Origin of the sequence: Chitinophaga costaii (genome assembly GCF_900094705.1) — a bacterium.
GTDB lineage: Bacteria > Bacteroidota > Bacteroidia > Chitinophagales > Chitinophagaceae > Chitinophaga > Chitinophaga costaii.
In genome coordinates, this window is the sequence record NZ_FMAR01000001.1 from 338,909 (window position 1) to 351,605 (window position 12,697).

Below are 12,697 nucleotides of genomic sequence, written 5' to 3' on the forward strand. Positions count from 1 at the left end.
CATCATTTATACATACTGCCATGACTTTCATTTATATTTCTGATCCAATCTGCGGCTGGTGTTACGGTTTTACACCGGTAGTGCAGGCCTTACAACAGCAACACCCGGACATTACGTTTGAGGTACTTTCCGGCGGCATGATTACCGGCGAAAACCGCTACCCCATTGAGCGTATGGAGCAGTACATCCTGAAGGCCCACCAGCAAGTGGAAGAGATGACCGGCATCCAGTTCGGTAAAGCCTTCCTGGATGGGCTGCTACTGTCTAAAACCTACCTGCTGGACTCGGAAAAACCCAGCATTGCCATCACTGTTTTTAAACAGTTACAACCCGCAAACGCCGTAGATTTTGTACACGATATACAAGTGGCCTTTAACTACGACGGCAAAAGCTTGAACGACGATGCCACTTACCGGGAACTGGCCATAAAATATGGTCTGGACCCCGATGTATTTGTAATAGCCATGCAGGGAGAAGATGCCCGTTATGCCACCAACCAGGAGTTTGCCCAGGTGCAAAGCTGGGGCATCACCGGTTTTCCGGCGGCAGTACTGGCCACAGACAAACAGTATTACCTCATAGCCCGTGGCTTCACCACCTCCGAAGACCTGGAAGCCCGCATCCAAAATATCTTAAAAGAAGAAGCTGCCGCACAATGACTTATACCATCGCCACCTTGCAGGATATCCCCACCATCAGGGCGCTGGCCCAAAAGATATGGCCGCCCACCTACGCAGCCATCCTGCAGCCGGAACAACTTAGCTATATGATGGAGATGATGTATAGTACTGATGCCCTGGCCACCCAAATAAATGATGGTACCTACACCTACCTGCTCTTCACCGAAGCAGGCCAGCCCGCAGGCTTCGCCGCCTTCAGTGCGCAGGAGGAAGCGGGTATATATAAGCTGCACAAAATATATTTGGACACCACCTTGCAAGGCAAGGGCTTAGGCAGGGACATGATGCATACGGTAAAACAACTGGTGACCAGCAAAGGTGCGCATACGCTGGAGCTAGACGTGAACCGCTATAATAAAGCACTGCATTTTTATGAAAGGCTGGGATTTATCATTTATAAAGAGAAGGATACCCATATTGGGGAAGGGTATTACATGAATGATTACGTCATGCGAATAAGGTTGGATACCTGACGAATGCGTTGTGCAACCTACACCTGCCCTGCAATGCCCTACAGGCCAGACTTTACAAAAAAATAAAAGCCTGGTAGCGAATACCAGGCTCGTTTCCCAAGTTAACCATTAAAAGACACAACATCTTTAGAATATCTCTCGAAACTTCTATTAATTATTTGGGTGGCCCAATGAAGGGCAATTACTTTTACATTCCGAAACATTTCACATGACAATCTTTTACCGTTTCGTTGCTATATCATTTACGTGATCAAATAACGTTTGGATTGTGCAGTGGCTGTTTTTTTTTATTTTTTTTTGCGGGCATGCTCACCATCAATTTACCATATGCATTCTTACGGAACCAATTGCTAATTTTTTGTTATTGTGAAAAAATAGTGAAGGAAAGCCGCACATAAAAAATGCCCGCACCAATAAGGGACGGGCATTGCATATGGCAGGCAGGTGTATTTAAATAGGGTTTGTTTTAAAAATAACGCGGGGCTACCACCTTCCATTTGCTGAAAGAAAAACGGTAATTCATCATCAATTCATGAGACCCACCCTGCATACCCAGCAGGTTATCCGACATCGGAAAATCGTAGGCATATCCTACTTGCAGGTTCTTGGTGGCTTGTACCTGCAAAATGCCGTTCACTATTTTTTCAGAACGGTAAGAAGCACCTACCCATACCACATTCTTAACCAGGAAATTTGCATTCAGATCAAATTGTATCCCGTTGCCATATACCTGGCGCAACATCACGTTGGGTTTAAACTTCAGGTTATCGTTCATATCAAAAAGATAACCACCCTGTAGGTACCAGCGGCGCTGGTAGATGGTTTTTTCGGCGGTCTTGCTGCTGGCAAATTGTTGGAACGATGGGGAGGAAAGGCCCAAATAGAAACGCTCGGTGAATAACATGAAACCAAAACCTACGTCTGTGCGCATGTAGGTAATGTTCTTCGCATACACCGGGTCTGTGGTATTGAACTGCTGGTCGTTTTCGCTAAACTGGGCCATACCCACCTTTAGCCCCAGGGCCAGGTAGGTATGCTGGTTCAGCATCACCCGTTGCGATACATGGAGGTTAAAAGCCGTTTGCGTAACGGGTATTACCTTTTCCGTTAGGCCGGTAAAACCAATGGTGGTACCCGATTCATGCACCGGTGTGTAAAAGGTGAAGGCCGCCGTTTTGGGAGCGCCTGCTATACCCACCCACTGGTCGCGGGCCACTACCGTAAGACTAGTAGATTCGTCCATGGAGCCATAGGCAGGATTGATTACAATGCCGTTGAACATGTACTGGGCATATTGCGGATCTTGCTGCTGCTGCGCGCGGGCAGGCAGGTAACAAACAGCTCCCACCAGCCATGCACCAAAAACGGCCACTGAGCATTTTTTCATAGGAATAAGCTTGACATATTCAGGAACAGTGCCTTACGGCTTTTAATTTAAAATAATTCTACTTTCTCCCCTATCGCTATCACCTTCCACTACACATTATTTCCCCCCTTACCTCCGGATCACTACAAAACCGGTGTACCGCTCACGCTTACCCTGATCGTTAATGTAGATGATGTAGTAATAAGTGCCTTCTGGCACATCCCCACTGCCATTGGTATTATAACGGCCGGCGAAGTTGTTGCCTATGTTGGTATAGTTAAGTGTATGGAATACGGTAGCGCCCCAACGGTTAAATACCGTGACTTCGTTTTCGGGGAACTTATTAATGTTTTCAATGTACATGGCATCATTACCTACCCCATCTCCATTGGGCGACAGCGCCGGGTGTACCCGGATCTTACGGGTGCTATCGTCTGTCCATGGGTTGGGGCCAATGATCTGCATGGCGGTATCTGGCACCCCGTTGTTATCCCGGATAAGGATGTTGGCCACCGTGGCAGTATCACTCAGCATCCAGTTGAACGCCGGGAGGGAGGAGCTTACCTGCTCCAGTGTTATGGTGGCAGTTACATCGTTAAATACATTTTGGTTCAGGATAGGCAACACCGGCACTACCACCCCTGTTTGCAGGGCCGGGATGGTTACCGTGCCGGGCAATGCATGGTAATCGGCATCCGGTATGGCATCGCCGGAAACGCTGTAGGTTACCTGCACATCTTTCACCACACTTAAACGTTCGTCTGCAAAATGCACGCGGAAAGCGCCAATGGAGTCGGGCTTGCGGGCATCACTCACTTTTTCGATCACTATTTTGCGGGCATCGGCCTTAGCACCGGTGGTATCGCTTTCGTCGTCGTGTATGTATACGATGGCCGGGGTACTGTCTATCCCTACCGGGTAGGTGACGCCGGCCACGGTAATGCTGGCCGATTGTAAGGTGGCGGTTACCGCACCATCGCCCTGGATTAAGTAGTCGTCTTTAATGACCACGGGAATGTTAATGCTATTGAAGCCCTGCGGGATGGTGTACTGGGTAGCAGGCAGTATGAAGTTGTCTGTGCCGCCGGTGTTATCCATGCGCAGGTTCACCGTGATATCGTTGAGGGCCATGGTGGTGCCGGGCAGCTTTAATACAAAGCCGCCGTCTGTGCCGGGTTCTGCCCCATCTTTCCCATGCAGTACCGATACGGCCATCGGGGTGCTTTCCAGGATGTTCAGTACCTCACTGGCATTTACCGTATACCCGTTGGCGTTACCTGCCAGCAGCAGGGTAACCGGGCCTTCGGTAAGATTGTCGTTGAGCGTTTGCAGGGTAAAGGAAACGCTGTTCTCACCGGCTGGCAGGGTTAGCGGCGCGGGCAGCGCAGCGTAATCGCTGGCAGCGGCGGTGGAGGCGGCAGCAGCGGTAATGGCGATGTTCAACGGTACGGAGGAGGTAATGTCCGGGTTGGCAAAACCTACATGTACGGTGGTAGCATTGCCTTTGTAAATGGAACTGCTGTCTATAGTGATCTGTAACACCAGGTTGGCAGGGTCCAGGCTAGTGGCGTCGGTGATGTTTACGGCTACACTGTGTATAAGTAGTCCGGGATAGCTGGTGGTGCTACCATCTATGCGCAGCAGTTCATCCGGCTCCAGTATATGGTCCGTTGCAGCGTCCAGGGTAATGCTGCCGCTGTTGCTACCGGCGGGGATGGTGAGGGTGGTGGGCAGGGTATAATCGTCGCTGCCGGCCACGGAGGCGGCATTGGCCGCCAGGGTAATGATTACCGGCTGCGCCGAGGTAACGCCCGGCGCCAGGCTGGCGGTAATCGGTATGCCCTGTCCCTCCTGCACGTTGCTGCTGCTGCTCAGGGTCACTACGCTGGTCAGCGGATCGCCGGCGGTAGCATCGCTAATGTGCAGGGTAGCGTCGGTAACGGTGAAGCCCGGACCAGCGGCGCTGATAGTGATGTCTTCATCATTGCCCATTACTTTATCGAAGGCCGCCTGCGGCATGGCAAAGGTGATACTGTGATCACCGCTGGCAAACCGGATGCTGTCTGTAGGCCAGTTAATAGCATGCCCACCCACCGTAAGGCTACTGAGGGTGTTAATGGAGAAGGCCAGGGCGCGGCCGGCTACCAGGCTACCCGGCAGGGAAAGGCTGGCATGGGTGGCGGCCCCGCCTTCTGTAATGGTAGCATCATCTACCACCAGTATAAGGCTGCCCAGGGTGGCGTAATTGTTATCGATGATATCCAGGTTTACATCGCTTACGGTATAACTGCTAAACGCGTTGTCCGCAGCGTTGCCCACCAGGTGCAGGCGCTGGGTTTGCGGACCATACACCTTGTTGTCGGTATAGATGTCGAAGCTTACCGTGGTATCATGACCGCTGCCCAGGGTAATGGGCAAGGGCAGGGCATACGCATCGGCCTGTAGTTCGGAACCGGCAGCAGGCAGGGTATTGATCACGATGGGCACTTCGGTGGTTACACCTGCCGGCAGCGACACGGTGAGCTGGCGGCTATCTCCCTTGGTCCAGGGACTGGGCGCACTGGGGGTAAGGGTGATGGCGGTATTGGCCGCAATGGTATGGGTAATATCATTGATCTTAAATCGTATATCCGGTACGGTGATAGACTGTCCACTAGTTACTACCCCGCTCAGTTTCAGGTATTCGGTGGCTTCGAGTACCTGGTCGGTATTGGCCGCCAGCATGTCGGCAAATACGTGGCTGTCTTCGCCAGCAGGGATGGTCACCGTGTTTTGCAACAACGTATAGTCGCCGGGTTTAGTGGTGCTGTCTACCGCGGAGAATTGAATAGTGAGGGGTTGTAACAATATTAAGTTGCCTTCCAGCTGCACCCCGATGTGGCTCTTCATGCCTTCGTCGAGGTTGTTGCTGGCAAAAAGGCTCAGCGTCAGGTGATCGCCGGTTTTGTCCACAATATGCAGTACCCCATCGGTTACGGTAAAGTTGCCGGTGGCGGAAAAGGTCACGTCTTCATCGTTGCCTATGTAATTATCTACCGGTACGCTTACAGGTTCTATGGTGGCCGACTGGGCACCACTTACAATGATCACCGGCGCAGCGGGCGAGGTAACGCCATGTGTGCCTACGGTCAGGCTATTTACATTGCTCACCGTAAAGCTCATATCATGGCCGGCCTGCAAGCCATCGGGCAGGGTGATGGTTACCGGTGCCGGTGCATCGCCTTCATTGATGGTGCCCTGGCTAATGGTGAGCGGGTGTTGCAGCGGATAGTTGTTGTCCGTTTCATCCACCGATACCGGGTTGATGGTGTACGGCTTCACGGCGTCGCTGGCGCTGGTACTCAGTTTCAGGGTATTGACCAGGGGCCAGAAAAGAATGTGATCGCTGGGAAACTGGAGGGGTACGGTGGTACTGTTGCCGGTAGATAATACCACCGGATTGCTGCCCAGGGTATACCCCGTGCTGCTTACGGTGGAAGTACCGTCGTAGCCAAATTGTATGCTGATGGGTATTTCGGTGGTGATGCCGGTGGGCAGGGCAATGGTCAGCGTAGTGCCGCTCCCTTTTGCTACCGTGGTGGCGGCAGGCGTTACGGTCAGCACCAGGTTGGCCGGGTCGTTATGGGTAAGGTCGTGAATGTCTATGTTCATATCCGGCACCGTCGCCTCTTGTCCAGTGGTAATGGTACCGGTTATTTTCAATGTTTCGGTGCCTTCCAGTACGGCGTCGCTATTAGCTTGCAGCACGTTGGGGAAGGTTTGGGTGGTAGTACCGGCGGGCAGGGTGAGCGTGGTTTGCAACAGGGTATAATCTGCGGCGGTTACCGTACCACTGTTTACCGCCGTGAGTTGCACGGTAAGCGGTTGCAGCAGGGTAATGCCCCCGCTGATGGCCAGGGTTACGGCAGTGGGTGTGTTATCTTCGTTCAGCGTGCTGGTAGCCGGCGTAAGGGTGAGGCCCAGGGCGGCGCTGGTAGCATCAATTATGTGTACGGTACCACTGCTCACCGTGGCATCGGCAGGAGCGCCGGCACCGGTGTAGGTGGCAGAGAAGGTTACGTCTTCATCGTTGCCCACATACGAATCGATAGGAGTGCTTACGTTGGCAATGTTGGCCCCTTTGCTGCCGGCAGGAATGGTAATAGTGCCGGGTTGCGGAATAATATGTTTGCCGGTGGTTATCCCGTTGGTATTGGTAATGTCAAAGGTCAGGTCACGGCCCGCCTGCAAGCCATCGGGCAGGGTAATGGTATTGGTATAGGCAGTACCCCCTTCGGTAATGCTGCCACTGCTGATCACCAGCGGATGTGCCAGCGGCCAGTGGTTGTCGGTGATAGATACCACGATGCCGTTAATGGTAAAGGGTTTCACCGCATCGCTGGCGGTGGCGTCCAGTTTTAATTGTAGGGGGTCGGGACCATACACAATGTTGTCTGTACTAGCGGTAAGGGTAAGGCTGGTGCCACTGCCGGAAGAGAAGGTAATGGGACTGGCCGCGCTGAGGGAATACCCACTACTGGCTACGGTGGAAACAGGGTCATATCCCAGGTTCACGGAGATGGGTATTTCGGTGGTTACCCCTTCCGGCAAGAGAATGTCCAGCGCAGTGCTTTCTCCTTTTATCAGGCTACTGGCGGCATGGCTGATATTCAGCACCAGGTTGGCCGCCGTGTTATGCGTAAGGTCGTTGATGGCAAAGTTCATATCCGGCACCGTGGCGGCTGGCCCGCTGGTAACGGTACCCTTTATCTTAAGCGATTCTGTATTTTCCAGTACCAGGTCGCTGTTGGCCTGCAACACACCGCTGAAGGTAGCACTGACTGTGCCGGCTGGCAGGGTAAGTGTAGTGGTGTTCAGGGTAAAGTCGGCAGCCGTGGTAGTGCCACTCAGTACCGGCGATAGCTGCACAGTGAGCGGCTGCAGTAGTACCAGGCCCCCGGCGATAGATAGCGTTACGTCTGTGGGCGTATTGTCTTCGTTGAGGGTGGTAGACGCCGGCGTTAGTACTAGATTCAGGGAGGAGCTGGTGGCGTCTGTAATATGTATAATACCATTGCTCACCACCGCGTTGGCTGGCTGGCCAGCACCGGTGTAGGTAGCAGCAAAGGTTACGGCTTCATCATTGCCCACAAATTGATCCACCGGGGTAGCTACGTTTTCAATGTTGGCAAAGCTGCTGCCGCTGGCAATGGTTACGGTACCCGGCTGCGGAATAACATGGGCGCCCAGCACAATGCCATTAGTATTGGTAACATTGAAATCCAGGTTGCGCCCGGCTATCAGCCCATCGGGCAGGGTAATGGTATTGGTGAATGCAGTACCTCCTTCGGTAATATTGCCGGTGCTGATGACCAGCGGGTGTACCAGTGGCCAGTTATTGTCTGTTACCGCTACCGCTATGCCATTTACTGTATAAGTTGAGGCGGCATCGCTAGCGCTGGCCTGGAGTTGCAGTTGGTGAATGTCGGGACCATACACCACCTTATCTGAATTGATCAAAAGCGTTGTGGTAGTGCTGCTGCCGGTAGATAATACCACGGGGCTGGCCAGCGTATAGCCGCTGCTGCCAGTGGTGGAGGTATTGTCCCAGGTAAAGGCAGTGGCAATGGGTGTTTCGGTGGTATAAGGGCTGGGCAGGGCAATGGTGAGGGTAATGCTGCCACCCTTTACTACACTGCTTGCAGAGGCGGTAACCGTGAGGGTGGTAGCGCCGGGTATGTTATGTGTTTTGTCTTTAATCGTAATGGCTACATTAGGTATGGTCACGGCCGGGCCGCTGCTCACTACCGCTTTCAGTTGCAGCACTTCGTCGGCTTCCAGCACCTGGTCAGTTTGGGCCGTGAATACACCGGTGAAGGTTTTACTGGTAGCACCGGCAGGCAGGGTAAGCGTGGTGGTGTTCAGTACAAAGTCGCTGGCGGTGAGTGTTCCGCTAAGCTGCGGCGTGAGGGTAATGGTAATGGGTTGCAGTAATTGCAATCCACCGGTCAGCGATACGGTAACATCCCCGCTCTGCCCTTCTTCCAGGCTGGCGGGTGATGGGGTAATGCTTATGCCCAGGGAGGCCGCATGGGTAGCATCTGTAATATGAACGGCACCGGAGGTTACAGGTGCATCGGCAGCACTGCCGGTACCCGTGTACACGGCGGCAAAGGTTACGTCTTCATCATTGCCTATGTAAATATCTACCGGGGTACTCACAGCGGCTATACTGGCCGAGGGATTGCCACTGGTTATTGTTATAGCGCCGGGTTGTGGTATTACATGCTGGCCCAGGGTAAGACTGTTGGTATTACTTACCGTAAAATCCAGGTCCCGCCCTGCTATCAGGCCATCGGGCAGGGTAATGGAATTGGTAAAGGCCGCACCGCCTTCGGTAATGCTGCCAGCACTAATGACCAGCGGGTGGGTCAGCGGCCAATTGTTATCGTTTACATCAAAACTGATAACAGGGGCCGTGAAAGCGCCTACCGGCAATGCACCATCGGCAGCACTGCCATCCAGGATAAGGTGGCGGGTAAGGGGGCCATACACTTCCAGGTCGGTGGGTAGCTGCACCTGGAAGGTGGTGGCTGTAGTGCCGGCATCAATAATAATGGGCGTGGCCGGCAAAATAACGCCTGCCGCCCCAACAACGGATGCCGCATCGCGTACATAATTTACGGTGATGGGTACCTGCGTAGTTGTACCCGAAGGCAGCTTTACGGTGAGTGTCCTGGTATCTCCCTTGGTCCAGGTAGCCGGCGACCCGCTTACGGTGAGGGCGGTTTGCAAGGCGTTTTTACGGGTCATATCGGTAATGGTTACACTCGCCGGGAGTATCACCACAGCCGGACCAGTAGGTGTGGCAGTGATCTGGAAGGTTTCGTCGCCTTCAATAATGGCGTCTGCATTGGCCAGTGTAATATCATTCACCGTGGCCGAGTTGGTATTTGCCGGTAAAGTATAGGTGTTGGTAAATACAACGGCATCGCCAGCAGTGGTGGTGCCGTCTATAATGCTGAATGCCAACGTAAGGGGCTGGGGCAGGGTTTTGCTGCCCTCCAGTTGTATTTTAATGGCGGTTTTCTGTCCTTCTGCCACCGTACTGACTACCGGCGTAAAGGTAATCTGCACGGCGGGGCCTACCACCGTTTTATCCACAATGTTCATCGTGGCGCTACCAATGCTGGTGGCAGCCACGGTATTAGACGTAGCTGTAAAGGTTACCAGCTCATTGTTGCCCACTATCGCATCTACAGGAGTACTTATGGTAGCAAAGGAAACAGACTTGTTGCCTTCGGTAATATGCACAGCGTCTGTAGGCATGCCATTCAGTACGTGCTGTCCGGTAGCCAGGGAGCTGGTGTTACTGATGGTAAAATCAAAGTCGCGCCCCGCCACCAGGTTGTTGGGCAGGGTCAGCGAAAGGGTGGAAGTGCCGGCGCCTTCGTCGATGGTGGAGGCGCTGCGGTTAAAAATAATGTTGCCCGAAAGCGGCCAGTTTTTATCATTAATGCCAATGTCTATCCCGTTGGTCAGGGTAAATGCATTGCCCACCGTATCTACAGCGCTGCCGGTAAGGACCAGGTGTTTTACCAGCGGTCCGTACACAATATTATCTATAAGGGTCTGGTAAGTAAGGCTGCCACTGTTATTACTACTGTCTATAAAAATATGCAGCGGCATGGTATAGCTGCTGGCATCTGCATTGGAGGTGGCATCGTTGCTCAGCGTGATATCGATGGGAATGGCCGTGGTGATGCCAGCGGGCAGGCTAGCCGTAATGTGCTGGTTGGCCTGGCCCTTATCCAGTGTGGCGGTGGCAGGGTCGAAGGTGATCTTCAGGTTATCCGGATTGGTGCGGGTCTTGTCTTTCAGGATGAATACCGCATCCATCACAGAACTGCCAGATTGGCCTAAGATCTGTCCATCGGCGCTGATGTGCAAAGTATCATCCCGCTCTAAAATATTATCGGTCAGCGTAGTGAGGGTAAAATCTACATGATCACCACCACTAGGAATAAGGGCCGTAGCGGGTATGCTGAAGCCCGAAGTATTGGCCAGGGCGTGCAAGTGCAGGTTTACGGTCACCGGATTGGCAGTAGTAATACCCGTGGGCAGGCTGGCGCGGATGGTGGCCACATCGCCTTCTTGCAGGGTGGTGGCCAGTGGCGTGAGGGTAAGGTCGCGCGGCTCGTCGTCTACGATGATCACGCGGCAGGTATCTTTGCCAGGGTCTACACTGATCAGTCCATGGTTTGATTTTATTTTAAACTTGAAGGCACGGTTGTATTCTAGCGCCATATTGCCATTAATGAAAAAGGAATCGAGGGGTATTTTGATGGTATCGCCCACGGAAGCACTGCCTATGCTGGCCGTAAATTTTTTGAGCAGAACCCCGTTCCGGTATTTATAATCCGTAGCCGGCGCACCCATGGAGCCATCTCCCTGTGCTACCGGTATGGCCACGGTATCCAGTTCCAGCATGAGGTCTGTTTTCAGAATACCCTTTGGCCGGGTAATGTAAAGCATGGGCGTGGTTACCTGCGTGAGAGCATTGCCTTCCGTGATCTTTACGGTAGCATTTAGGAATCCTACCTTTACTGGTTCACTGGCATCGGTGGAGGGAGCCTTACCACTACTCATAGTAAAATCTGTAGGAGTGGTGCCATAGCCGGTGAGGAATCGGGTACTCATGCTCAGGTGATGGTAATTGTCTGCATCTTCCTCGCCCCACTCCCACTGCACCTCCCCTTCGCCTACGGAAAATATTTTGCTGGCACTGATACCGGTATAACTGCCGGTAGCCGGCGCCGTTTGCATATTGTCGGTCAGTACCTGCTGTACAATACCCGGAACAAGGTTCATGCGGTTTTGGGCATCGCCTATAAAAAAGGAGTTAAAAGTAGCAGGGCCGCCAGACACACTCGCCTGGTTTAACTTTAACACATGGCTGCGGGGATAAGGCACACTACCCCCGCAACTGCCGGTACGGTAGCCGGCTACGATAGAAGGGATGGGTACATTTACGCTATTTTCTTCACCGGAGATATACCCCATCGCGCATTCACTGTTGGTCAGTGCCTGGAGATCGGTGGGATCTGCGCCCATCACCAGTCTTTCTGTTTGGTACAGGCTCACATCTGCATTACTCAGGTTACCGTCTGAAAAATAAAGCAGGTAATCGGTTTGGAAATAATTATTGTCCTTGATATAGTTAAGAATAATCACAAAAGAGTAGGTAATGGAACCCATGTAGTTGGTCTGGGTATTGGTACCCATGAGTTGAATTTTCCAGGGGTCGGTGGAGGTGCCGCTACCATATACGGGCGATACAAAGGCGGGTTGCAGCTGGTGCAGATTATTTTCTGCAGGAGCAGGCACTATATTATTATCATCTACTATAGCAATGTAGTGCTGTGCCCCCCGAATATTGGAAGCGGTCGTCTGCCAGCTTAACTGGTCGCTGCCTTCATAGGTTTCTCTTTTCCCATCGCGGAATACATGATACGATCCATCTGCATATACTTCTATACGCAAACCTGGATCGCCCGCACCGCCACCGGAGGGGTTGATGATGCGAATGGGCACCTGCGCCATTACCTGTGTAACACCCAGCAGGGCGCAGAGCAGGAAAAGCAGGTAAAGACCCACCGTTGGCACACCTTTTCTGGCAATAGCAAGTTTGCTTTTCATAGGATAGGAAAGGAGTAACATGATTTAATGCGCTAACCGCCGGTCACACACACTTTCCGCTGCACCATACCAATAGACCTGCACTATTCCAGCTTCTTTAATGGATATTAATTTTTATGTATTTACTATCTAACGCGCTTTGGGCGGCAAAATGACCCGCAGTTGGTAGGCGGCGCTAAAAAACAACCCCCTTTTAGCGGAGTAACTTTCTATACGACCCCTGGCGGAGCAGCCGGGGGCCGTTTCCGTGTCTTCCCTCATAGCAGTACCTTGCACAAAACGATTAAAGATAATATTATATATTTTATTGTACAAATCTATAATTTTTATATTATTAGCAGAAATTTTGTGGATAACACATAAAATAAAAATAATATTTACATGTAAATCAATATATAAACATTGTCATCTTGCTTTTGCACATTTGTGGATAACGGGTGAGAAAAAGGTGAGAAACTGGACTATCATTAAAAAGATTGACAAGCAGACATGACAAAAAA

General features: G+C 52.1%; 4 protein-coding genes. 2 read left to right on the top strand and 2 right to left on the bottom strand.

The window, feature by feature from the left end:
* Nucleotides 1-20 precede the first annotated feature (20 nt).
* Both GA0116948_RS01145 and GA0116948_RS01150 read left to right on the top strand, forming a co-directional pair.
* Nucleotides 21-659 carry a DsbA family protein gene (locus GA0116948_RS01145; protein ID WP_089708153.1) on the top strand — a complete coding sequence of 213 codons (639 nt, stop codon included), beginning with the start codon at nt 21-23 and terminating at the stop codon, nt 657-659.
* Entirely contained in the window at nt 656-1,153 is a 498-nt protein-coding gene (locus tag GA0116948_RS01150; RefSeq protein ID WP_089708155.1) for a GNAT family N-acetyltransferase, read from the top strand. The genes GA0116948_RS01145 and GA0116948_RS01150 overlap by 4 nt, the downstream gene beginning before the upstream one ends.
* Nucleotides 1,154-1,619: 466 nt before the next feature.
* On the opposite strand, the gene GA0116948_RS01155 is transcribed toward GA0116948_RS01150, so the two are convergent.
* The gene (locus GA0116948_RS01155; protein ID WP_089708158.1) at nt 1,620-2,540 is read right to left on the bottom strand and encodes a PorP/SprF family type IX secretion system membrane protein; all 921 of its coding nucleotides are present in this window, start codon (nt 2,538-2,540) and stop codon (nt 1,620-1,622) included.
* A 108-nt stretch (nt 2,541-2,648) separates the two neighbouring features.
* Nucleotides 2,649-12,197 (bottom strand): gliding motility-associated C-terminal domain-containing protein, encoded by a 9,549-nt coding sequence (locus tag GA0116948_RS01160; protein WP_089708161.1) that lies wholly within the window; start codon nt 12,195-12,197, stop codon nt 2,649-2,651.
* Nucleotides 12,198-12,697 lie beyond the last annotated feature (500 nt).

Coding starts and splice junctions, on each gene's coding strand:
- GA0116948_RS01145 (WP_089708153.1), top strand. CDS start 21: ATGACTTTCATTTATATTTCTGATCCAATCTGCGGCTGGTGTTACGGT.
- GA0116948_RS01150 (WP_089708155.1), top strand. CDS start 656: ATGACTTATACCATCGCCACCTTGCAGGATATCCCCACCATCAGGGCG.
- GA0116948_RS01155 (WP_089708158.1), bottom strand. CDS start 2,540: ATGAAAAAATGCTCAGTGGCCGTTTTTGGTGCATGGCTGGTGGGAGCT.
- GA0116948_RS01160 (WP_089708161.1), bottom strand. CDS start 12,197: ATGAAAAGCAAACTTGCTATTGCCAGAAAAGGTGTGCCAACGGTGGGT.